This window comes from Nostoc piscinale CENA21 (assembly GCF_001298445.1).
GTDB classification, from domain to species: domain Bacteria; phylum Cyanobacteriota; class Cyanobacteriia; order Cyanobacteriales; family Nostocaceae; genus Nostoc_B; species Nostoc_B piscinale_A.
Genome location: NZ_CP012036.1, coordinates 4081420 through 4106291, shown reverse-complemented (window position 1 = coordinate 4106291; position 24872 = coordinate 4081420). Strand labels below are relative to the sequence as shown.

The 24872-nt window shown below is 42.1% G+C and carries 19 protein-coding genes and 1 pseudogene; 6 read left to right on the top strand and 14 right to left on the bottom strand.

Translation table 11 applies throughout. The annotated features are described in order from the left end of the window. Positions 1-217 precede the first annotated feature (217 nt). A complete protein-coding gene (locus ACX27_RS17850; RefSeq protein WP_062294789.1) occupies positions 218-1720 on the bottom strand; it encodes a UDP-N-acetylmuramoyl-L-alanyl-D-glutamate--2,6-diaminopimelate ligase in 1503 nt (500 codons plus the stop codon). Between the two features lie 42 nt (positions 1721-1762). Continuing rightward, entirely contained in the window at positions 1763-2056 is a 294-nt protein-coding gene (locus ACX27_RS17845; RefSeq protein ID WP_062294788.1) for a glutaredoxin family protein, read from the bottom strand. 121 nt (positions 2057-2177) lie between these two features. Between ACX27_RS17845 and rpiA the strand changes: the two genes are divergently transcribed. After that, positions 2178-2885, top strand: a complete 708-nt coding sequence (gene rpiA / locus ACX27_RS17840; RefSeq protein WP_062294787.1) for a ribose-5-phosphate isomerase RpiA — start codon at positions 2178-2180, stop codon at positions 2883-2885. Between the two features lie 109 nt (positions 2886-2994). Here the strand turns inward: rpiA and ACX27_RS17835 are convergent, their stop codons facing one another. Continuing rightward, the gene (locus ACX27_RS17835) at positions 2995-3426 is read right to left on the bottom strand and encodes a DUF6918 family protein (protein ID WP_062294786.1); all 432 of its coding nucleotides are present in this window, start codon (positions 3424-3426) and stop codon (positions 2995-2997) included. 355 nt (positions 3427-3781) lie between these two features. Beyond that, positions 3782-5425 (bottom strand): B12-binding domain-containing radical SAM protein, encoded by a 1644-nt coding sequence (locus ACX27_RS17830; RefSeq protein ID WP_062294785.1) that lies wholly within the window; start codon positions 5423-5425, stop codon positions 3782-3784. Positions 5426-5630: 205 nt separating this feature from the next. Between ACX27_RS17830 and ACX27_RS17825 the strand changes: the two genes are divergently transcribed. From ACX27_RS17825 to ACX27_RS17815, 3 genes are all read left to right on the top strand, one after another. Then, on the top strand, positions 5631-5906 hold the full coding sequence (locus ACX27_RS17825; protein ID WP_062294784.1) for a hypothetical protein: 276 nt from the start codon (positions 5631-5633) through the stop codon (positions 5904-5906). Then, entirely contained in the window at positions 5900-7228 is a 1329-nt protein-coding gene (locus ACX27_RS17820; RefSeq protein ID WP_062294783.1) for a glycosyltransferase, read from the top strand. Before ACX27_RS17825 ends, ACX27_RS17820 begins: the two co-directional genes overlap by 7 nt. Positions 7229-7569: 341 nt before the next feature. Beyond that, a complete protein-coding gene (locus ACX27_RS17815) occupies positions 7570-9771 on the top strand; it encodes a transglycosylase SLT domain-containing protein (protein WP_062298411.1) in 2202 nt (733 codons plus the stop codon). A gap of 337 nt (positions 9772-10108) precedes the next feature. Here the strand turns inward: ACX27_RS17815 and ACX27_RS17810 are convergent, their stop codons facing one another. The 6 genes and pseudogenes from ACX27_RS17810 to ACX27_RS17790 form a co-directional block, all read right to left on the bottom strand. Then, entirely contained in the window at positions 10109-10738 is a 630-nt protein-coding gene (locus tag ACX27_RS17810; RefSeq protein WP_062294782.1) for a PEP-CTERM sorting domain-containing protein, read from the bottom strand. Positions 10739-10880: 142 nt separating this feature from the next. Beyond that, positions 10881-15563 carry a WD40 domain-containing protein gene (locus ACX27_RS17805; protein WP_418006169.1) on the bottom strand — a complete coding sequence of 1561 codons (4683 nt, stop codon included), beginning with the start codon at positions 15561-15563 and terminating at the stop codon, positions 10881-10883. Beyond that, a complete protein-coding gene (locus tag ACX27_RS35775; RefSeq protein WP_418006167.1) occupies positions 15511-15966 on the bottom strand; it encodes a hypothetical protein in 456 nt (151 codons plus the stop codon). Before ACX27_RS35775 ends, ACX27_RS17805 begins: the two co-directional genes overlap by 53 nt. After that, positions 15939-17273: a P-loop NTPase fold protein gene (locus ACX27_RS17800; RefSeq protein ID WP_062298409.1), complete on the bottom strand. Its 1335-nt coding sequence runs from the start codon at positions 17271-17273 to the stop codon at positions 15939-15941. Before ACX27_RS17800 ends, ACX27_RS35775 begins: the two co-directional genes overlap by 28 nt. A 511-nt stretch (positions 17274-17784) precedes the next feature. Next, positions 17785-18907: pseudogene (locus ACX27_RS17795) on the bottom strand (tetratricopeptide repeat protein). A 90-nt stretch (positions 18908-18997) separates the two neighbouring features. Beyond that, positions 18998-19636, bottom strand: coding sequence for an RNA polymerase sigma factor (locus ACX27_RS17790; RefSeq protein ID WP_062294780.1), 639 nt, complete (start codon positions 19634-19636; stop codon positions 18998-19000). Between the two features lie 198 nt (positions 19637-19834). Between ACX27_RS17790 and ACX27_RS17785 the strand changes: the two genes are divergently transcribed. Further along, positions 19835-20431 carry a glyoxalase-like domain protein gene (locus ACX27_RS17785; protein ID WP_062294779.1) on the top strand — a complete coding sequence of 199 codons (597 nt, stop codon included), beginning with the start codon at positions 19835-19837 and terminating at the stop codon, positions 20429-20431. Between the two features lie 111 nt (positions 20432-20542). Further along, positions 20543-20857 carry a divalent-cation tolerance protein CutA gene (gene cutA / locus ACX27_RS17780; protein WP_235526254.1) on the top strand — a complete coding sequence of 105 codons (315 nt, stop codon included), beginning with the start codon at positions 20543-20545 and terminating at the stop codon, positions 20855-20857. Between the two features lie 36 nt (positions 20858-20893). Here the strand turns inward: cutA and ACX27_RS17775 are convergent, their stop codons facing one another. From ACX27_RS17775 to ACX27_RS17760, 4 genes are all read right to left on the bottom strand, one after another. Then, positions 20894-21673, bottom strand: a complete 780-nt coding sequence (locus tag ACX27_RS17775) for a photosystem II S4 domain protein (protein WP_062294777.1) — start codon at positions 21671-21673, stop codon at positions 20894-20896. Positions 21674-21767: 94 nt separating this feature from the next. Next, positions 21768-22265: a hypothetical protein gene (locus ACX27_RS17770; RefSeq protein ID WP_062294776.1), complete on the bottom strand. Its 498-nt coding sequence runs from the start codon at positions 22263-22265 to the stop codon at positions 21768-21770. A 131-nt stretch (positions 22266-22396) separates the two neighbouring features. Continuing rightward, entirely contained in the window at positions 22397-22795 is a 399-nt protein-coding gene (locus ACX27_RS17765; RefSeq protein WP_062294775.1) for a hypothetical protein, read from the bottom strand. A 353-nt stretch (positions 22796-23148) separates the two neighbouring features. Next, on the bottom strand, positions 23149-24816 hold the full coding sequence (locus tag ACX27_RS17760) for a TolC family protein (RefSeq protein WP_335337706.1): 1668 nt from the start codon (positions 24814-24816) through the stop codon (positions 23149-23151). Positions 24817-24872 lie beyond the last annotated feature (56 nt).

Below are 24872 nucleotides of genomic sequence, written 5' to 3'. Positions count from 1 at the left end.
AAAGTATGAAGTATGAAGTCTGAAACAATTTCCATAGCAGGAGGCAGTGGTTCGGCTACGCTCACCAAGCAGAGGAGGTGAAAGTCTTAATGTGCAAGGCATTTACGCTTTTTAAAGGTCATCACCTATACTTCGACTGCCACAACTTGATTTAAACAGTGAAATCCTAGTCCTAGAAATGTTCACCCTTCACCCTTCATACTTCACCCTTCATACTTCACACTTCATTTTTTAATCTGGCTTGTAAAGCATCCCGCGCGTGTTCTCGGTCATCAAAGTGGATTTTTTCTGTACCGAGAATTTGATAGTCTTCATGACCTTTACCTGCTAACAACACGCCATCACCGGGTTCGGCTTGTAAAATTGCGGTGCGAATGGCTGTGGCGCGATCGCAAATTACAGTCGGCTGCACAGTATCGGGTATTCCAGCTAAAACATCTTGCAAAATTCTTTCTGGGTCTTCAGTGCGGGGGTTATCGGAAGTAACCACAGCCACATCTGCTAAATCGGCGGCGATTTTACCCATTTTTGGGCGCTTGGTGCGATCGCGATCGCCTCCACAACCGAACACACAAATCATTTTACCGGGAATAAACGGCCTTGCAGCTTTGAGTAAATTTTCCAGGCTATCGGGCGTATGGGCATAATCAACAATCACACTGATATCTTGTTGCGGACTGATTTGTACTCGTTCCATCCGTCCCGGAACCCCAGGAAAATCACTAATTGCACTGGCGATTAACTCTAAGTCAAGTCCTAAATGCAAAACTGCACCCACCGCAGCCAAAACATTTTCTAAGTTATATTGACCAACCAAAGGTGAGCGAAAGGCAATCTCACCCTTTGGAGTATGCAGCACACCACTAACACCATTGGGTTGATAATTTAAATCGCTCATCCACAAATCGGCATTGGGTTCGCTGACACTGTAACTCCAAACTTGCTCTGTGGGCAATCTGTTAATTAATTGTTTGCCGTAGGAGTCATCAGCATTAATAATTGCCTTGCCTTTGAGATATTCTGGACTAAATAACAGCGCCTTAGCAGCGAAATAATCCTCCATATCGCTGTGATAATCCAGATGGTCTTGGGTGAGATTGGTAAATACGCCCACCTCAAACGGACAACCCAAGACTCGACCTTGCGCCAAAGCATGGGAACTCACTTCCATTACGCCAAACTCACAACCTGCATTCACGGCTGCTGCTAACTGCTGTTGGAGTTCCACAGCAAAGGGTGTGGTGTGGATAGCAGTTTGGACAAATCCCGGCCAGCGAGTGTATAAAGTCCCCATCAACGCAGTAGCTAGATGCGCTTTGTTCAGGAAAAATTCAATGAGGTGAGTAGTGGTGGTTTTACCGTTGGTGCCAGTCACACCCACTAACTTGAGTTTTTGTCCGGGATAATCGTAAAAAGCTGCTGCTATTTGAGCGCAAGCTTGAGTCATATCATTAGCACTAATTACTACAGCCTCCGGGGTGGGAGGATTTTTTTCGGCAGCTTGGGCAGAAACAATCGCCGCTACTGCGCCAGATGCGATCGCACTTGGCCAAAATTCGCCACCGTCTACCCGCGTTCCTGGCATTCCAATAAATAAATCTCCCTCACTGCAAGCATGGGAGTTAGTTTTCAAACCCTTGACTTCTGCATCTGCTAAGTCAGAACTGTTAGGCAACTGTGCCACACTATCTATTGCTGCTAGTAATTCTCGCAATTTCATCTTGTGAACCTCGCCACACGCTTATCTTGCGCTTATTCTGCATCATTTTTTTTTAGTATTGGATAAATACTTACACAACATTTGCTGAATTTGCTGGACATTTGCACGGGGAGAAGGACGCGGTAGAGGTTGTTCAAAAGCTTCCGCACCGGGGAGATTGGCTAAAACTAGCACTGGGACTTCATATTGATAAGCCAGCAACCAATCTTCACGAGTTGTAATGTCACGAATTTCTAACTCAACACCCAAATTTTGCGTCTCTAAAATTTGTTCTAATTTTTCCTGCAAGCCCTCGCATAAATGACAACCAGGTTTACTGTACAAAATCAACCGCATAGAAGTATGAAGTGTGAAGTCTGAAATTTTTACTCATCCTAACTCAGCACTAGAAAAAAGCGAATGGGGGGTCATCTGCCTTCTAAGATGGACTATAGTCAGTTTTTGTGGAGTTTTGGGAATGACCGCAACAGATCCTGTAAAGTTGATGAAGCAAGAGGTTGGTAAAGCCGCCGCCCTACTAGTAAAATCAGGTTCAATTGTCGGTTTAGGTACGGGTTCAACAACAGCGTATACAATTCAGTATTTAGGCGATCGCTTAAAATCTGGTGAACTCAAAGATATTGTCGGTATTCCTACTTCTTTTCAATCAGAAGTATTAGCCAAAGAATATGGTGTACCTCTCACCACCTTAGATGCTGTTGACCACATTGATATTGCTATTGATGGGGCAGATGAAGTCGACCCCCAAAAGAATTTGATTAAAGGTGGCGGTGCAGCACATACCCGCGAAAAAGTAGTTGATTATCTAGCCAGTCAATTTGTTGTGGTGGTAGACAGTGGTAAATTAGTCGATCGCTTGGGTTCTGTGTTTGCAGTTCCAGTTGAAGTTATTCCAATGGCTATTACACCTGTGACTAATGCCATTAAACAACTTGGCGGTAAACCAGAACTGCGTATGGGTGTGAAAAAAGCTGGGCCAGTCATCACCGACCAAGGTAACTTTGTCCTTGATGTCAGATTCGACTCCATTGACGACCCAGTGAATTTAGAAAAAATCCTCAATAATATTCCTGGTGTGTTAGAAAACGGCATCTTTGTTAACTGTGCAGATGTCGTTTTAGTAGGCGAAGTGGTAGATGGTCAGCCAGTAGTAAGGCAATTGTAAAAGGGTGTAAGGGTGTAGGGGTGTAAGAGTTTTTATAGTTGATGCTTTTACACCCCATCCTTCCCTATTTTTAAATAGCCTATTCTTTACTCAGCACTCAGCACTTGATTTAAGCGTACTTATTAATTACCTGTGCAAAATCTGGTACTGCTTCCTCTACATGTTGTTTGGCTGAACCCCTGAATTTTTCATAGGTTCCACGCACAATTTGTCGTTTTACACTCTTGAACTTAGTATCAGTGACGCTCAATATTGCATCTGCTGTACGAGATTTATTTGTCGCTAAGTGCGTTACTGGATCACCTTGTTGTACACCTTCAGCCCACATTGGATCAAGCGCATTAAAACATTCTGGTAAAAGTTGCTCAACACCGTAGGCGATATATCCTGGCTTAATTCCTTTCAGTGCTGCAAAGGCAGTTTTGAGTGCAATACCGCTAATTCCTGACTTAGAACTGATTTGTGCTTCTAACAACTTGCAACAGTCATCTATAACCATTGCTTTTTTGTCTGAGTTTAAAAGTTGGTCGCTCAGTCCCATTTCACTCCTCCATAATGTTAAGGCGATCGCTTTTTTCTATTTCCTCACTAAGTTAGGAAATTATAAAAAATGTTAACAGAGCTAGACAGTTTTCGTAGCCTTGCTGTTGTAGGTTGACAGACTTTAGTGATTATGACTCAAGATTTTCATCAGTAGCCAGTGTTGATCAGGGGTGTATGGGGTGAAGGGGTTTATGGGTTTTGAATAATCTACACCTCTCCACTGTCTCCCAAATCCTTTATTTTTCGTATTACTGTATTCAAAACCCTTACACCCCATACCCTTTCACACGCCAGTTTTCTCAAGTCGGGGAACCCGCCCACGCAACTGGCTCCCCTACACCCAATCCCCACAGTTAACGACGGATTTTTTGGGAATAAAACGAGGCTGATTCTGTGTGTGCGGCACAGTCTTGGGCAAACTGAATCAGATGATGTCCCACTAGTCCAACGTGAATTAAGGACTCTATATTTCCTGATTTGAGTGCTGGTTTAGCCATTTGCCAAAAAGTTTGGCGATAGTTACCAAATACACCCACACGCAACAAAATATTAGTTAAATAAGTTAAACCTTTGCGAATATTTGCCCAGGAAGTCCGCGCCGGACTGTTAGGTACAGCGATGCGGTTGGGGTAAGTATGTTCCATGTTGTAGGCAAACCGCTGATATAAAAATTCTGGCTGATAGGCTTCGGTGATACAACGTCGCCACATTTCCACAACTTGCTGATATGGCATCAAAAACTCCACATTTGATTCTCGGCTGTCATCAAACACGAGTCGCCCTTCGGCTTCTAACCTCCGCCATAAAGGAGTTCTGGGCAAAGCATGAAGTAGGTTAATTGTCAACATGGGAATTTGTGACAGCCGAATAAATTCGAGGATGCGGTCTGCTGTTTCTGGTGTATCTGTATCTAAACCGATGATGATGCCTGAGACGACCTCCATACCATAGCTATTTAAAACCTTAACAGCTTCTAAAATTGGCATACTGAGATTCTGCACTTTAGAAATCGAGTGCAGCGCCTCTGTTTCTGGGGTTTCGATACCGCAAAATACCGTACAAAAATAAGCTTCGCGCATCATCTCCAGGAGTTTTGGACTTTGCGCGAGGTTCAGCGTGGCTTCGCAGGCAAATTGAATCGGATAGCCATTGCGCTTTTGCCAGTCAATTAAGTGGGGTAATAGCTGCATTGTGGCGCGGCGATCGCCGACAAAGTTATCATCCACAAAATATACTGCGCCGATATTCCCAGATTCCAGCATGGCATCCAGTTCCGCCAATACTTGCTCTGGGGTTTTCATCCGTGGGTTTCTACCGTAAAGTTCAGGAATATCACAAAACTCACAGCGATAAGGACAACCGCTAGAAAACTGGACATTAGCGAGAAAATAATGATTCAGATTCACCAAATGATAAGCGGGTGTAGGAAACTCACTCAGGGGTAAACGTTCCTTGGTTTCAAAGCGAATTTGTTGTGGCGGGCGTTGGTGGTGCTGGTCGAGGTACTCAATCATGCGATCGCTCGCATCGCCTAGTTCACCCAAATGTAAAATATCAAAGTCAGGATAATATTCTGGACAACCAGACACCGAAGGGCCGCCCAAAACAGTAATTTTGCCTTCCTGATGCGCCAGTTGATTAATTTGATTAATCTGCGGTTTTTGGATGTGCATTCCACTGACAATCACCACATCCGCCCATTGATAATCAGATTTTTTGGCGGGGCGCAAATTTTCATCAATAAAGCGTACTTCCCATTCTTGTGGTAAGTAAGCAGCCACAATCAAAATCCCCTGGGGTGGCATAAAAGCCCGGACATTACCCATCAGTGGATAAGCATGATGAAACGTGCCGAAAGAGCGACTGTACTTGGGGAAGATACAAAGAATGCGTCGATGATGTAAAGGAACGTAGCGAGCTTTTTTCGGGTTAGGAGCAGATGCCAAATCAGTCGCTACAGGAATTTGGTTCTGAAAAGACTTTAACTGCACAGTCATTTTTAATTTTTCACCAGAGAAAATAGCAGCTAAATTTGCAAGTAAATTGTCAAATTAGCTGTAATTTCAAATAACTTACTGTGATATTTTAAAATTCTGTAACTGTCCAAATATACACCTTTTTCTAGAAGCACCACATGATTGGGCATGGACAAGATAGATTCTCATCCTGTTGTTGTTTGGTGCAATCACATGAGGGTCTGTCATGAATTTGATTGATTTTCTTTGGTATCCTGCCTGGAGAGATGGTAGCGATCGCACTCTAGTGTCTTCCACCGTGCCGCTTCCAGACAAGGGCGATTTTGCCAGCCAAACCCATTATCTACGTATTTCCAACAAGGTAGAGAGTAGTATTCTCGTCGAGAATTACCACAGTCAACTGGTATTAAACACACAAGATAATTATCAGTATGGTGGCTGCCTACCAGTGAACAGCAATATCAAAAGTCCAAAGCAGTACAGTAGGCGAAACAAGTGGTAAGACAACAAAAGTCTAAAGAGGCAATTGTTGGACAACATTCCCTATCAGTTGGAATACTGGTTGATTTAGAGTGGGGATTGTATGCCGGCGGTCATGTGAAGTGTTGGGAACGATTTGCGGAAGCGGCAATTGATTTTCCCCATATAGACCTGACGATTTATTACCTGGGACATAAACCCAAAGAAATAGCGATCGCGCCGAATGTGCGTTACCGCATCTTGCCCCCGATGTTGGGAACTAACCAGATACCTTTTCTTCATGAACGTTCTCGAAATACCGACTTAGCGCCTTACCATCTAGGTTTAGCTCGGCAACTCCGACAGCACGATGTTTTACACATTACCAGTGCTTTTAGTTTTTCGCGCACAGCCCACTGGATGGCGCAACGGTACAAAATTCCTTTGGTATCTTCTACCCATACAGATTTAGGTAGTTTTACACGGGTTTACTCTCAAGAGATTATTCGCCGCATTTTGGGTTGGGAATGGTTAGTCAATCTCGTCTGGGAACGGTGGAAGTTAGGTGAGCGCCTCGAACAACAAATGATGCGGCGCTGGCACAGATTAATTAGCGATAGTGATTGGGTATTGCTTTCCAAACCAGAAGATTTCCCGGTGATTCAAAAATTCGTCTCAGAATCTCGCTTGTCTCGACTACGACGAGGGATAGATAAGCAGCGATTTCACCCCCAACACCGCGATCGCACTCTTTTACAAACTACCTTTGGCATCCCGCCGGAAGTACCTGTACTGTTGTTTGTCGGACGAGTAGACGAGAGTAAACGCATCATGACCCTAGCTCAAGCTGCCTGTCAGCTGCTAGACCAAGGATACGCTTTACACGTCTTGATTGTGGGTGAAGGAACGGCCAAAGCCAAGGTACAACAACTTTTAGCACCACATATCACTCTACCCGGAGTGTTACCCCAAGAAAGACTTTCTTGGATTTACGCTAGTGCAGATATGTTCGTCTTTCCCTCAGATAGTGAAATATCTCCGAACGTGGTGTTAGAAGCAAAATCATCAGGGCTACCTGTATTTGTAGCGGCTCATAGTGGCAGTGTACAGTTTATCCAACAACCTGATATAGATGGCATTGTGGTTGCCGATTCTAGTCCCCGAACTTGGGCAGATGCACTTAAACCTTATCTCCAAGATTTGCGGATGCGTGATGATGTTAGCCAAGCGGCTCGTCAATATATTGAACAGTGTCATCCTTCTTGGAGGGAAGTTTTTCAAGAGGATTTATTACCCATTTGGCAGAAAATGAAATTTCTCTCTCATACTAAGCTGGGTATAACTAGTACAGGTCGGCGGAAATAAACAGACTATCTGAAATTGCTAAAAGGCTTGTGGTATCAATATTCTTTTTAACTTTTTACTTTTGCCTTGTGCTTGGTGTTAAACTTGTTTCCTCGTTTAGGGCTGAGTTGATAATCTAGACCGAATTATGACTCCTGAGTTCTGAATTCTGTTTGATTAACTACCAATAAAATTGGCTCAAATTCCTGCTGTGTATAGATTATGGCTGAATCAATAAAATACATGTATTATGGGAAATCCTTATGTAAAATTAGAAAGTTGCAAAAATTAAAAATTGCTAACAGTTCTAGCTAACAGTGCTAGAGTTTCAAAAATTAATCAAAAATTTTCAGCGGGTATCAATGCTGAAGCAACTTAAAAAAAACCAAGTTCCCATAATTATTGGCGCGGCAGTTTTTGCCTTTTCGGCTGGTGCAATGGTGTCAGCACCAGAGATTGGCAAAACAGTGGCTCAATGGCTGAAAATAAATCAAACTCAGTCAGAAGAACTATCAGAAGCCAGTAAAGTCAAATCGGCTGTGTTTCCATTGGTAGCGCAATCACCAGTGGAAAGAGCCGCAAAATTAGAAGCGATCGCCAAAGGCTCGGCTTCAGCAGACCGAAATCGCGCCCGCTATCTTTTAGCTAGTGATTTACTTGAAACCAGAGATGCCCAACAAGCCCTAGATTTATTGACGGGATTAGAAAAAGACTATCCTGTGTTAGCGCCCTACATCTTGCTCAAACAAGCCCAAGCACAGGATCTGTTAGGTGAACAAGGCAAAGCTTCTGATTTGCGCCAAAAAGTCCTAAAAGTCTACCCCAAAGCAGCGGCGGCGGCGAAAGCGTTGTATTTAATTGGTCAGCCAGAAACTCAAGATAGGGCGATCGCGCAATTTCCTTCCCATCCCCTCACCTGGGAAATTATTCACCAGCGATTGCAAAAAAATCCCAATCAGCCCCAGTTAAAATTAATTTTGGCGAAATATGCCTACAATCAGGCAGGAATTGTTGGCATCTTAGATCAATTGGTGAAACAGCCTAATCTCAAACCCGCCGATTGGGAGACTATCGGCACAGCTTATTGGGAAAATACGCAATTTCGCAAAGCCGCGATCGCTTATACTCAAGCACCAAAAACTGCTCAAACTCTCTACAGGATAGGACGCGGCTTACAAATAGGTGGCCAAAGCCAAGAAAGAGAAAAAGCGATCGCCGCCTACAAGCAATTAGTCCAGCAATTCCCCAAAGCCGAAGAAACGGGAACTGCATTGTTACGTTTGGCAGATATGGCCAAAACTCGCAAAGATGCCATACCATATCTCAATCAAGTCATCGCCCAATTTCCCGAACAAGCCGCCACCGCCCTAGCCACCAAAGCGAAAATTTTCGCAGGGCTGAACGATCAAAAATCAGCACAACAAGCCTGGGATTTACTACTGGGCAAGTATGGTAACTCGGATGAAGCGGCAGAATATCGCTGGAAAATTGCCATAGATAAAGCCAAAGCCAGAGATTACGTCACAGCTTGGGAATGGGCTCAACCAATTACCACCAATAACCCTACCAGCATTTTGGCTCCCAGAGCCGGTTTTTGGGTAGGGAAATGGGCGATTAAACTCGGCAAGCAACAAGAAGCCAAAACAGCCTTTGAGTATGTAGTTAGCCAGTTTCCGCAGTCTTATTATGCCTGGCGATCGGCTAATATTCTGGGACTGAATGTCGGCAACTTTAACAATGTACGCGACCTTGATCCGGAAGTTGTTCCGCGCCAGCGTCCAGTCCCAACAGCAGGTTCTGACACCTTTAAAGAATTGTATTTATTAGCTCAAGACCGTGATGCTTGGTTGCAATGGGAAACAGAATTTCTCAACAAAAAACAGCCCACAGTTGCAGAACAATTTACTGAAGGTTTGATGCGTCTAGCTAGGGGCGAAAATCTTTCAGGAATAGATATTATTTCTAAGTTGGAAGATAGAGAAACAGCTGAAGAAAAAGCACAATATCAAGCATTAAGTAAACAAATAACTTACTGGCAAGCCCGCTATCCATTTCCTTATCTCAAAGAAATTGAAAAATGGTCTGCCGAACGTAAACTCAATCCCTTACTAGTTACAGGATTAATTCGCCAAGAATCGCGGTTTGAGGCGGAAATTAAATCAGTTGCTGGCGCTGTTGGTCTGATGCAAGTGCTACCCAGCACAGGTCAATGGATCGCCTCAAAAAATAATTTGAATGGGAAAAACTTTGATTTAACAGTTCCCAATGACAACATTAGTTTGGGTACATTGTATTTAGATTATACTCATCAACAGTATGGGAATAATTCATTACTGGCGATAGCGAGTTACAATGCTGGCCCTGGTAATGTTTCTAAATGGCTGCAAACTTTACCAAAAGAAGACCCCGATGAATTTGTCGAAGAGATTCCCTTTGATGAAACCAAAAATTACGTCCGTCAAGTTTTTGGTAATTATTGGAATTATCTGCGACTTTACAACCCAGAAATTTCCAGCATAGTGGCAAAATACTCCAAGGAGCATCCAAAATTGCCAACTCAGTGATTTAAAAATAATTAGGACTTACGCAAAAACTCTCTCCAATTTCTGATCACTTCGTGTCCTACCCGCAGAGTAGCCGAAGAGCGCGTCTACGTTTCTTCATACTTCTGCGTAAGTCCTACAAATGATGAATTAGTATGTATAGCAGTCGAAGGATAGGTGAAGGTATAGTAAAACTTATTAACTCCTGCCTTCTGACTTGAAAGTGCTGAGTCACCGAAGTTTGCTCAAGGCGGGGAACCCGCGCACGCAACTTCTCGCTGAGTGCTGAGTAAAAATACTAGTCTCACTTTCATACTTGGCTATGAAACTTGTTTCATCGGGACTGCCTCCTGCTATATTAATCCTGGCGCATAGAGACAAATTTTCTTTTGATGGCAATACCAAAGCCAGCAGCAGTCAAGCTACCCAAAATATTTAGAGGTTCCGGTACAGATGCTTTAGTTGATGGCTGAAAGTTGGCGTAAGTGAGTTCGGTAAAATAGAAAGTTGAAGCATTAATTGGTGCTATTGGAAATAAACCAATATTATGATTATCAATTACTCCACGCCACCAACCTGCGCCAAGAGCATCACTAAAAACAAAGGGAATATTCCATTGATGAGATAAATTCCCGTCAATATCTTCTATTTTTGAAACTAAATTACCTGATGAGTTATGGAAATTAATTAAGCTTTGCCGAAGAGATATACCAGCCTGACGAGCATGATTCGCATTTGTGTAAAAAGTTGTAATTCCTCTGTTTGTCGGTGATAAATCTTCAAAATTTCCAGTAATAAAATTTACATCATACTTTTTGTCTAAAACTTCTAAGCCTCTAATAGCCTTTAAAGAATTTTTCTCTTCATCAAGAATAAATGTTAGTCCATTTTTATCAGGAGTAATGCTAAAAGCTTCAGCTTTAGTGGTTATAACACTGCACATCAGTGCGAATGCTGCTGTGAAAACAGCAAGAGATTTTCGATTCATAAAGGTAGAGTCAATTTTTTTTGACGTTTATTTGCTGTAGCTTTTAAAGCTAAATTTCTTTTATCGCGTTTTTTTTATGCTTTAGCAATATTTATGTAAAGTTTTGATAAAAAAATTTAATACAACACTTAATCATTTTGTTTTACTGTTTAAAACACAAACTGCGATCGCTCTTACTAACTTTAGGATTCCTCTGTAAATAATCATGTAATAAATCGCAACCCCGTCTCAGCAAATTTTCGAGTTTGATATCTGCTAAAGTCCGAAAAACTAACATTCCTTTACCGCTACCTGCTGCTAGAGTTTTACCATCTGGGCTAAAATTCACACTCGTTAATTCTTCTTTATCACCTTTGAGTGCAATTAGTAATTTGCCATCGCGGTTCCAGAGTTTGAGTTTATCTTCACTGGCTGCTACCAGCATTTTGCCATCGGGACTAAAACTCACACTAATGAAACTATCACCGTCTCCCGAAATATCATTGAGTAGTTTACCGTCACGGCTCCAAATTTTGACTGTGCTGTCAATACTAGCAGAAGCTAAAGTTTGACCATCACTAGACCAAGCCACACCATTAACCGGACGGTTGTGACCTTTTAGCGTTGTTTTTGGTTTGCCGTCCCGACTCCAAATCATCACTGTTTTATCGTCGCTGGCTGAGGCTAATAATTTACCATCAGGACTAAAATCCACCCAATTTACCGCGTCTTGATGTCCTGTTAAAGTGTGCAGTAGTTTGCCATCCCGACTCCACAACTTGACGGTTTTATCTTTACTCGCTGAGGCGATAATTTGACCATCAGGCGACCAAGCTACTGCCAATACTGTATCTTGATGTCCGGTGAAAGTATGCAGCAGTTTGCCGTCAAGCTGCCAAATCTTGACAGTTTTATCTTTACTACTTGAGGCAATATTTTGACCATCTTTTGACCAAGCCACACCCCAAACTTGACCTTTGTGACCTTTGAAGGTGCGTACAATTTGCCCTTTACTATTCAAGATTTTAACAGTGGAATCTCGACTGGCGGCGGCGATATTGCGGCTATCAGGGCTAAAACTGATACTTGTAATCCAGTCGGCTTGGTCACTGTTGGGGTTACGTAACAGCACATCATCCCAGCGCCAAAGTTTCACAGTTTTGTCCCGACTAGCGGAAATCACAGTCCGACTATCAGAACTAAAACTCACACTATTTACCCAATTGTTATGACCCCGGAGAGTCCCCAACAGCAAACCTCTGGGACTCCACAACTTCACAGTTTGATCAAGACTAGCTGAGGCAATTGTATGACCATCGGGACTAAAACTGACACTGGTGATTTCTGCTGTATGACCAGAAAAAGTTCTGATGAGTTGACCTTGGAGATTCCAGAGTTTAAGTGTTTGGTCTAAACTGCCAGAAACAAGGGTTTTACTGTCGGGCGACCAAGCTATGCTTTTGACCGCATCATTATGTGCTGGCCAAGTTTTCAGTAATTTACCTTCCCGGTTCCAGAGTTTGATAGTTTGATCAGCACTAGCAGAAGCGAGAGTTTGATTATCGGGCGACCAAGCAACATCTAAAACTGAACTTTGATGTCCGGCTAAGGTGCGGAGTAATTTACCGTTACGACTCCATAATTTTATGGTGTTGTCGGTGCTGGCTGAGGCGATAACTTGGCCATCGGGACTAAAACTAACGCTATTAACTACAGCCTTATGACCTTTTAAGGTGTGGAGTAATTTACCTTCCCGACTCCATAATCTCACGGTCATATCTTGACTACCAGAGGCGATGATTTGCCCATCGGGGCTAAAACTAACACTGTTGACTATATCATCATGTCCCAACAGGGTTTTGATTAAAGTCCCATCAGTCCGCCAGAGTTTAATTGTATTATCGGCGCTACCAGAGACAATTAAGGAGCGGTTCCGGCTAAATACAGCACTATTCACCCCTCCGGTATGACTTTCTAACCTGTTAACCTCCCTGACTCCGAAAACTGCTTGATATAAAGCCGTTTGTACTTGCTGTCTGGTTGAAGGGTCTACCCACAGGGCTTGTTCTAATTTTCTCCCGGCTTTGATTCCTTCTTTTAACGCATCGATACCTTTTTGGGATGCAAACAAAGCTTCACTAGAAACACTCAGAGTTTTAATTTCGCTATCTAAAACACTAACGATGGAAATTGATAAGCCAACAATCGCTAAAAATGCTACCGATAAAGCAACTTTCAAAGAACGATTTAATCTGGCTTCATTTAGCCTTTGTTTTTCTTGGGCTGCTGCGAGTTGTGCTGTGAGTTCTTTTTCTTTCAGCACCGACCTTAATTGTTCAATTTCTAACTGACTTAATTCTTCGCGCTTGCGTAATTCTCGCAGTTCTGTGACTAAATCTAATCCTTGCAGGGGTGGAGATTCTGGAAATCTAGCTTGTTGCTTTTTTTGGCGCAGTTCACTTTTGAGACGTTCAATTTCAAATTCACTTTGATCAACTTTGCGGCGTAACTGATCAAGTTTGGCTTGTAAACTCGATTCTTGTTCTTGCAAGTACCGAATTAAATCTACTAAATAATCATGAATGAGTTGATAGCGTTCCGGCACATCAGGAAATAACACAACCAAACCAGAACTAACTAAAATATTTAAGACTAATTCTAATTTCCCTGCATCTTCTAATTCGGCAATTTCTGTAGTTAATTCGGCACGAGTTTTAAAAGGTCTTTGATTGGTTTCATCTGTGAGTAAATATAAAACCAATAACGCGGCTCGTTCATTTTCGGGGCCGCAATCTTTGATTAATTCTTTAATATAACGCTCAATCAGTTTGTTGGGGCGATATGGTTGATATTGAGCTAAAGTATTAATCCGCTCATCTTGGAGTTGTGCGCCGACAACTTGTAATTCTATTGGTCGGACTTCGCCCAAATCGGCTGATAAATCTTCGACCAAAGCATCGATTAATGCAGGTTCTAAATTCATCTGCGATCGCTCGGTTAATTTTTGAATAATTACCTTGGCATATTCAGGCGAAAAATTATTCAATTGGTATCGAATATTTTTATCAAGAATATTATAATCAATGGCTTCTAAGGCAGCAAGATTTTTAAATTCTAACAACCGATATAAATAATCTTCGCGGATGGAAAAGACAATCTTAACAAAGGAAATATTTAAACAATCTCGCAAAAATCTATCAAATTTTTGCCTCTCTGCTAACTTACTATAAGTAAAGAAAAATTCTTCAAATTGGTCAAAAATTAAAACTGTAATTAAATGTTTATTGGCATTTTCAGTTAATTTGGTCAAAATATCGGCGGTAGTGATGGGGATATGGGTATCAGATGTGCTGACTTCTATCACTTCCTCTCGCTGAATGTGAGACATAGCCGCCGTTAAAGCTTTCCCAAATTCGCGCACCCAATCTGTGTAAACTTGAATTACCACAGGTACAGCAATTTGGTCGCCGACGGTACGATTTTGTAAGGCTGGAACTAACCCGGCGCTGACAGTCGAACTTTTACCAACACCAGACTGACCGTGAATGATCATTAATTTTTGGTCAGCGCGACTAATTTTGCCAATTAAGTTATTAATATCGCCTTCTCGACCGGAAGCAGCAATTTCTAAGGCGACGCTGCTAGTTCCCGAAGGTGACATCAAGGCGGGGTTGGTGGCTTGTCTTTGGGGTTGTAAACGTCCCGCACCAATAAAAGCCCGAAAGCCATATTGTTGTTCAACAGAACGCCGTTTTTGTCTGATAGTATAAGCTTCTGAATATCGCCCAGCCGCAAAGTAAAGCGATCGCAGTGTCCGCAATAAGCGAATATAACGATGGGCGTTATATTGATGGGCGCTATTTTCTAACGCATTTGGGAGGGCTTTTGCAGCTTTCTCTAAATATTCATTTGCAATTTTATGGTCGCCTAAACTTTGTTGGGCTTCGGCTAAAATTAAATAATAAATTTGTGCTAGTAATAAAGGAAATAAATATTGATGAGAAGCGCCTTGTCTTTGAGCTTCTCCTAATTTTAATAAAGATACATGGGCTAAAATACTCGCCTGCATCCACCGCGATTGTTGCAAAGCAACTTGGGCTAAAAAACCATAATCACAAGCCAGTTGAATTTGACTACCATAAATTTGATGCAGTTCTAAAGATTTTTGCGCTACTGTCTGTAATTCTGACCACTCTTCTAAATGTTCTAAAACTTCAGCGAGTTGACTAATAAATTCAGCAACAATATCAAATCGCTGCGCCAACTCTAAAACATTACATGATTGTTGTAAATAAGCTTTCGATTCATCCCAACAACGGCGATTTTCAATTTGATTTTGTTCAGCGAGACGAATATAACACAAACCCAAATAATAGAGTAATACACCTTGGCGGACTAACGGCGAAGTGTGATTGCTGAGAATATCTAATTCCGTAGTCCAAGTATTAGGAATTGTAGAGAGGGACTTTTCAGAACGGTTTTCTAATGCTAACTGTTGCCAAACTTTTAAACTTTGTTGAAAATGATTTAAGGCTGGTTGAATGCGATCGCTCACATAATTATCCAACCCAAACACAAATTCTAAACTGGCGTATAATTCGGGTTCTAACGTAATTCCTCGATGACGCAATTCCTGAATAGCAAAATGCAGTTCATCGTTATGTTCCCAGATTTGCTCTAAGGTTGAATACTGCTCTGTTTCTGAATTATCTTGATGTTGTGTCGGTAAAACTGTCGCAAATAACGAGTCTGTTTCCTGACGTAAAAAATCTTGTAATTGCGTCGTCGTCATTTCAAACCGAATTGGTGTCGCCGCCCAACTCGCAAAATCTGGTGCTAACCGCAAGACTTTTTTGCAATATTTGATCATTCACCCAAAAAATCATCGGGAATGGGTGACGTTTGGGAAATTCATCCCGAATTTGATTAATCGAACTGAGTAAATCATCAATATGTTCTACCGACTCTAAACCCAGAATATTCAATGCAGATGGTTGCTGTTCATTAGTCCGCAACTGTATATGAATTGTGCTGTAAAGACTTCTTGCATTTTGAGGAATAACTAGTTGCTTGACTGAACTTGATGCAGATGCTTCTAATTTTTGGAGGATTTGCGTTTGTAAAACCCGATAGTTACAACATACCAACACGACGGAAAATTGACCCCGTGATAGGGAAATTGCTCTGCTTAAACTCCGCAAAGCCCGTTCGTTAGCTGATTTTATGTCTGCTTGTGAATGTTCAACCATGATTTAAATTTTTGCGTTTCGGCGATAACTGGGTTGACAGCAAACCAAGCACCTCGATGGTCACGATATTCAAACACAAATAAACTGCGTAAAAGAGCATGATAGGCGATGTCACCACCAACTCTTTGCTGTTCTACCACCTGAAAAATTAGTTCCCATTCATGGGGGTCAATGGCGTGGGCGCGGTAGTCTCGTTGACGTTGAATTACTAGTTCTACGCAGTCGCGCTCAAAAGGTGGGTCTTGTTCTCTTAAGCAGTCGAACAGCAACCCCAGTAAATCCCGGACATGACCACCGCTAATTAAGCACAATCGATCTAAAGTTTCCAGGTTATCAAATAGCTCTGTAACTAAGCTTAAGCGATCGCTCACTTCAATGTCAGGGAAAGCTCTGGCTAAAACCATTTGTCGCATCAGTGATAACCCTTGGTTAAATATTTCCCCAGAACGCAACCGTACAGGTATCATCGGTAAAACCTTGGGCGCAACCCCACCACCCAAACGATGTTGCAGTTCGGCGCTATCGTTAGAAAAAATTAAAGACAAAGGTATGGTGTAAACTAAGTGACAAGCTAGTTTACGTAATTGTTCGCCACGTTCAATAAATAAGTATTCTGGCAGCGATCGCCCCGATGGTAAAGGCCGAATCGCAACCCTATCCAAGTTATCAACAATGACAACTAAACCTTTTTTACCTTGATTCTTGAGTTCGTTGTTAGCGCGTTCTAGTAGTTCTTTATTGATAGACTGCAAAATATTTTGGGTACGCGGTTCGAGATAATCTCTTAACCGTCGCCGCAGTTGGGGACTTTCTTTAGTTTTGGCGGTGATTTTCGCTATCCCCACAGATAATTCTGCTTCTACACCCAAGTCAATTGGTGTTTGTAAAAAATCAACAACTTCTGTGAATAACTTGGCGAAGTAACTCGGCTTGAGGCGAATTTTATTAGCTTCCAGACTTTCGCTCACCTGTCCCGCGATCGCTAGTAAAATATCTGTCACATCCACGTCTGCCATTTCTAAAACATGGGTGGACTCAAAATAAACTACCTGAAATTTCTGCTCTTCTAATTCAGCTTTCAACCGCAATAATTCTGTCGATTTTCCACAACCCAAATGTCCCGTAAACAATTGACAAGTGGGAGTGTCTGGTGAAATGCGCGTAATTGTTCGCAGCAAAGCCTCAATAATTTTGCCACCCCGCACCGCCGCAAAATCGATATAATAACGGCGATCGCTTGCATCTCCCATCACCAAAGGGCGACTAGGATTGCAAGCCTGATAAAATCTTTCTAAGTCTAAAGGCATAATTAATTTTATTTACTCTGGGAACAATCAGGGAGAGTGCAACCTGCTCAATAAATATATTTATTTTGATTAATTTATGTCGTGTGCAACTTTCTCTTAAACCTAACCCCCAACCCCCTTCCCTACGAGGGAAGGGGAGCAAGACTCAAAGCCTCTCTCCGCGTCGGGGAGAGGTTTGGAGAGGGGTTTCAAAAATAAGTTGCACATCGTGTTAATTTAGGTATTTATACAATAAAAAATTACTGAATAATCCGACTGTAATTGAGATTTTTTAGATTAATTTATATTTCCTTTTTTATATCACATAGTAGCAGTCAATGTAGGGCAATCACACAAATTCCATCCGCGTGCATCTGCGGTTAATTATTTTTTCCTGTACTTCACTGATTCTATAACTGCTATATATTTTTTCTCAAATAAAAATAGATCCCCGACTTCTGCAAGAAGTCGGGGATCTCGTCTTTCAGCACCTATTTTGATCAATGGTTGGTGAGAACCAATACCGTAAACATTAATTTCGCTTTTTCTGCAACTTTGTTAATCTATCTTTCAACACCAGTTCGCGTTTCGTGTCTTCTAGAGTATTGGCGATCGCAATTGCTCTTTCGTAAAAATTCTTAGCTGTAGCATAATTACCTAAATGCTCATAGAATGCTGCATAAGATTCAAATGATTTTAACTGTTCTGGGAGATTTTGTAATTCTTGAGCAATAACTAAACGTTCTTGGAGTAATTCAAAAGCGCGTTCATTGCGTCCGACAGAAGTATGCGCTTTTACTAAACCATCAATGGCGCGTAATTGAATAGTGCGATCGCCATTCAGTCTCGCCAACCGCATCGCTAACCCATAAGCGCCGATGGTATCTGGATAATTCCCCGCAGCCAGATAAGCATCACCTAAATTATTGAGAGTGTTAGCTTCGCCAATCGGATCATTTTTCTGACGGCGATAACTTATAGCAGTTTCATAAAGTTTAATCGCTTTATTATAATCACCCAGTCTTGCAGTCACTAAACCTAAATTGCTCAAAGAAAGTCCTTGTCCTTCGATATTGTTTACACCTTGAGCAATAGTTAATGCTTCTTGGACAGCCTTTCCGGCGGCGACAGTTTCATCTTTTTGCAGAAGAATTGCGGCGATATTATTTAAGGCGAAAATTTGGGCTTGAAAATCTTTGCTATCCCGTGCGATCGCTAATCGTCGGCGTAAAGCGTCTTCCCCTTCTTTGTAACGCTCTTGTTGAATATAAGCTTTAGCTAGTAATTCATAAGTTAACCCGGTAGCTCTGACATCACCAATTGAATGATAAATCTCTAAAGCTTGTAAGCAAGAGTCGATAGTTTTCGCTCCATTACCTGAGCGATACTGCTGTTCACCAATCCGCAACAAACTATCAGCTTCATCTCTGGCAGATTGCCAACTAGAACTGCTTACAGGACGATGAAGTTGTTGAGTAATATCACTCGCATTGGCCGCAATTGGAGTTAATAAAAAAAGTCAACAGTAAAAAGAAAAAACTAAAAAATGGGAAATGATCACCCCGTCGTCCGATAGTGATACCCTTCAGCAGCCAAAATCCGTAGCTTCTAGAATTTAAGGTGTGAGTGGATGGGAATAAATGCCGTTGCTGCATAAAACTTACCTGTGAAAATTCGGCTTAAAGTATAAAGTTTCAGTAAAAGTTTTATTTCTTGCGGCATAATTACCAACAACAGCAGCAATATTACGTAGTTGATGACGGAACTAAATCTTCTCCCAAGTAGATAGAGCGGATGTCAGCAGGTAATTTAGCCTCTAGCATACGATAGCCTTCCTGGAGAAAATTGGCTACTTCGGCAGGAGCAATTCTTTCGCCTTCCGCTTGCAAATAAGCTGCAATTCGGGTTTCACTCCAATGGAAAGTTTGTGCCATCAACACCATCAAACGTAATATCGGTGGTAATTGGTCTAAAGCTTTTTCTACGTAACACCATAAAGGCGGCGAAGTGGCTTGCAGCGAATAATGAATTGCTTCCGTGGGCGGGAGTTCAATCTCGTTAATACAAAAAGCTGTGATGTTAATTAGCCAATTTTGTAAAGTTAAGCCTTCTTGTCCTGGTTGGGGGTTTTCTAAATCCAGTCCGCCCAGTTCGTAATAGATATGTCGCCAAGTCAGGGCAAATAGGTAATCTGCCTGGACAGGCGATCGAGCCGAATGTTGAATTAAGGTATAAACAATCGGGCTATAACGACAAAAAATCACCGTGAAATACTTGCCAGCCTCTGGATATCGTTGAAATAGACTCAGCAGTTCCTGGTCATTGTGATGAAACAGCGACTTAACTAGCGGGTGATTTGTTTCGGGAAAATGAGGAATTTGCATAAGCCTTTTCGCTAAGAGTTGTTAAGATTAATGTTTATAACAATAGCCCCAGAGTGCAAACCGTAAAATTTGGGTTTAGGTCTTTTTGCTATCCCAGATCAGACCACTTTAGTATTGATACACTAAAGACAAGGACTTAATCTTAGTCTTTATCAATAAAAATAAAAGCGGCTCCCTTATACAATCTTCAATTTGTTCATGGTTATAGCAGCTAATGTAATGCAGTTTTTACTTGCTCCGTTGACTTTCGGCTCATTTTTACCATCCCTGCCTTTAGATAGTCTATTTTCGACTCAAGGCATTATGGTAATGCTGCTGGCGGCTTATGCTGGTGCTATGTGGATGTTTCTCAGCAGTGCGCCCAAAGTTCACACTGTGATGGTGTCAGATTTGGAAATTGCTCGACAGTTGTACGAAGGGCTACTCGATTTACCAGCCGCAGAAGTGCCTCTGCACTACTATTACAACTATGAACAAACCATCGGCACAACTGCGATAGATCCTTTGTATATGTCCGCCAGTCCCAGTTGGTCGGGCAAAACAATGAATAATGCCAACGAAGGACTCTGGTATCAACTAAAAAAGAATACCCAGCTACACGTCATTACCGGAGCAAGTTTAGGCAGCAAAAATCAACAGCGTCACGTTTGTTTTGACCGTGACTGCTTGGAAATGATTTTATTAAGGGTAGAAACCCGTGGTTTAAAATTCAAAATTCGCAACCAAAAGCCTTTAAATTTCTTAATTAAAGACTATGAAGGGCGGATTATTGAATTAGCTGAAGTGGCAAATTAGTTTAGGCATACTATTATGCTGTTAAATTAAAAATTACTATTTCAAACAGCTATAATTCTTGATTCAGAATTAAGAATTATAGCTGTTTTGCATTGATGGCTAAGAACAATTATGATGAAGATTGCGCTCACGAACTTGCCTCCAGAAGACGGAGAACGGATTGCTCGGTTACTTGTAGAAGAGCATCTTGTAGCCTGTGTTAACTTATATCCGATTAAGAGTTTCTATTTTTGGCAAGGAGAACTGCAATTTGACTCCGAAGTGACATTGATGATGAAGGTTTCTACGGCAGGAGTAGCGCGTTTAAAAAACCGCATCCTTGAACTTCACCCTTATGAATTGCCTGAGTTTTTAGTGCTTGATGTTGATAATGAAGCTTCTTTGCGGGAGTACATTGATTTCGTTCAAGCTGAAACCCATCTTTAAATCAACACCAGCAAAAGTTACTCTATTCAGTCTTGTTTACATATATCGCGTTAGTTGGACACGGTAACGGTCTTTTTTAGTAATCGCCACTTCACCCACTTCTAAACGCCCTTTACCGCGAATGGCAACTAAATCGCCAGATTTGACTTGAAAACTAGCTTGGGTAATTTCTTTCCAGTTAACGCGCACATCGCCACCATCGATTAAATCTACCATTTTGCTGCGAGACATCCCAAAACCAGCACTGGCGATCGCATCTAATCTTAAAGAGGCCTCTACAGTGGTTAATTCTTTTTTCTTAGGTTCCCGAATTTTTAACTCACTAATATCAATTCGTTGAGTTTTCACGGGAACTGAGCGTACTTGTTGCAGATTCATCTCTAAAAATTCTGCCATTTCCGGCACAACAATTACTTGCGCCCCTCGCTCTCCCAAAACAATAATGTCTCCTGTCTTCTCCCGGACAATTCCAGTTCCCAACATTGCACCTAAAAAATCACGGTGATTAGCAGTATCAAATAAAAAATTCCCCGCAATTTCTAAAGCTACAATAGCCACTTGTGATTGATCTAAGGGGAGTTCTCCACGAGCGATCGCCATTCGTTGGCGTTCAGCTTGGGGATATCCGCCCCAAGTTAATAATTGCACTTCAGTTAATCGATTAAAAACCCGTTGAATTTCTGCTAATTCTGGTGGAGACAAAAAATCCGTCAAAACCACTTCCCAAGTTTTGATCGCTTGTTCCGCCTGATCAATCACACGCGCAACAGTATCTCGATTTTCTACACCCTTTAAAAGTTCTTCTCGTGGCAACATTATTAAAAGTCAATAATCATTGGTCAATTGTCTTTAGTTTGAAGACAGGAAGTTAAAAGATAAATTTCCCACTTCCCACTTCATACTTCACACTTCATGTGTCAGCATAGCCTTGAATATTTTCTGGCTCAAACTGACGTAGTATTCTGGTGGCTTGACGAGTCAGAGTTTCCGAACCCTGAACCACGATCAAATACTTACCAGCATCCAAGCGGTTGCGATAGGGTAGCGCATCTCCACTACCTGTAATTAGCCCGACTCCACCACCAACAAACACAGCACCCATAGCACCACTACCAGCCCCCAGTAATCCCCCAATAATGTGATTACCAATTTCACCAGCCCAAGCAAAGGTATTTAACCCAGTGATGAAACTGAAGGTAAAACCCGCAAAAAAGCCAAACGGTACTAACCAAAATGTCATTAGTTTTGCTTGTTTTTTAGCTTGTTCTTTGGGATCAATCAAACCAAACTCGTCAGCAGTTTTATATCCCTTACCTAAGATTGTGCTATTGATGCTGTCTTTTTCTAGTGCTAGATAAGCAGCTTCAGCTTGGATACGGTCTGGTAATACAGCAACAAGGTAATTCATTGATCTAACAACAGTTTTTCTGAAACAAGTTCGCCTTAATTAACAGGGTATCAGTAAAAAAGTGCTGAGTGCTGAGTGCTGATTTATTATCCTCCCTTGTCTCCCTTGTCTCCCTTGTCCCCCTTGTCTTTCTACTCCCCACTCCCCACTTCCAACTTAATCCCATCCAATGGTTCACAAAAATTGTTCACACCTTGCTTGAGGACGTAAATTAAAACTGGTGTCGCCAAAATTTTAGGAAAAGTGGGCATTGTTTTGAGATGTGCCATCATCTCTAAAATCGAGCTATTTAACAATTCTTCTCTAAATTCTGATTCACAAATTACTGCCCGCCACTTTTTCGCCAAAGCATCTAACCATTCAGAATTTGCTTGTTCTGGTTCTTGCCCAGCTTTGATAGCGAGTGTCATGGCTGCATCTTCTAAGTCTCCTTCACAGTCTTCAATCAAATCCAGTGTTTCCATAGCTATGGGATCATCTGCTAACTGAGAACGAAATAAGGCAATTTCTTGAGATGTAACTTGAGTCATGGGTAGTCTGTAGTCAATAGTCCATAGTCAATAGTCTAGAGTCAATAGTCCAGAGTTAAAAATTTCAACTCTCAGCCAGAACTATTGACCATTGACCAAAAAAGGCAGGAGGCAGGGGGCAGGAGGCAGAAGAAGAATTTCTATATTTAATTCTCCGATTGCATACCTCATTTAGTTACAACCTGCTGTACATTTTGCGATGCGAAGCACAAGAAATATCGCGTCTAGGTGAACCCTGAGCGCAGTAGTTCGCGCAGCGTCTCCGACAGGAGAATGAGAAGGGTTAATAACCTCAATTTATTTCTGGAGATTCCCTCCTGCCTCCTGCCTTCTGAATAATGACCATTGACTAATTAACGAAATGACCTAATAGTAACTGCACGCTGTAATCGAGCTAAAGCCCGGTTGTAATTTAAGATAGCGGTGACTCGATTACCTTCTGCTCTTGTTAAGTCAGTTTCGGAGTTAATCACATCAGTTTGCGTACCCACCCCAGCTTGGAAGCGTAACCGCGCCAGACGTAGAGCTTCTCTGGCTTGTTCTAAGGCTGTGTTAGCAGTTTGCACGTTGTCTAGATTAGACCGTTGGGTAGAAAAAGCCTGTTCTACTTGGAAGCGGATTTGGTTACGTTGCTCGGCAAAATTGGTTTCTGCGATCGCTTTATTTGCTCTGGCCTGAGATGCTCTAGCCCGTGCTGCACCACCATCAAACAAATTCCAACTTGCTCTCACCCCAACAGAATAACCGTCAGTAATGCTGACGCTATCATCAAACTGATCCAACAAGTTGTAGTTAGCAATAAAACTCAATTGTGGTAAATTAGCTGCTAAAGCTTGTCGGCGCTGTTGTTCGCTAATGTTCCGTTGTGCCAACTGCTGTTGTAGTTCTGGACGATTTTGAAACGCCAAAACAATACTTTCTTCTAATGACCGATTCCACAAACCAGCTAACTGCACTGTATCTGCTGCACTAATAGTAATATCTTGTGGCAAACTCAGGGTAGTGACTAACTGTCGTCTGGCTATTAGCTGATTGGAAATTGCATTAGTTAAGTCTTGTTGAGCATTAGCTAAGTTAACTTGCGATCGCAAAACATCAAAGCGAGTACCAACTCCCGCACGTTCTAAGGCTTCCGCGTCACGCAAACTCGCTTGGGCATTTTCTACAGCTGATTGGTTAATCCGTACTTGCTCATCAGCTTCTTGCAAGTCGTAATATTGCGTACTTACATTCAGGCGAATTTCCTCAGATTGGCGTTCCACATCCAATTCATTGAAACGTACCTGTTCCTCAGCTTCTTTAATCGCAGCTTGCCGTCTTCCCGAAGTGTAAATGTTATACGTCAACTGCGCCTGACCATTGAACCCAGTGCTAGGTTCATCACTGTTGGAACTTAACCCAGCTCGCCCGTTTAACGTATCTTGTAGCTGACTAGAAGCCGACTGACTGCGAGTAATATCCGCATTCAAATCCAAAGTCGGATACAAAGCGGCTTGGGCTTCCCGTAAAGCCGCTCGACTGCGTTCTAGCTGTAATACCGATATCTGTAGTTCTCGATTATTCCGTCGCGCTACCTCCAAAGCTTGTTCTAAAGTAATTGGTTGATTACCTTGAACAGTAACTTCCTCGGCTTTGGTAGGAAATTGCAACGGATTCGCCGTCGGAATCAAGTTTTCTGGAACTTGGACAGCATCAGTAGTAGCCGGACTAGTACTGCTCGGTACGGGAGCATTGGCAGGTTCTACGACTGGAGTTGGACTAGCTGTTGGTACTGTCTCCACTGGCGTAGAACCAGAATCACTATTACTAGGCACAGTCGGAGAATCTGGCGCTACTTCCGCAGGTTCTGGTGTGACTGTATTGGTTTGTGCCGTTAGCTCTCCAGTTAATTTTTGCTGCTCACAACCTCTGGAGTACAAAGATAGTGCCGTCGATATCCCGATTTCTTGTGAGCAACTGCGTGCTGCTAACAATTGTGCCGCCCCTGCACCCTTAAATACCGTTGGTTGGGCTATGGGCAACTGCGTTTTTAAATTTGGCTGTGATGCTGCTGACTGTTGAATCGAAGATAAGAAAA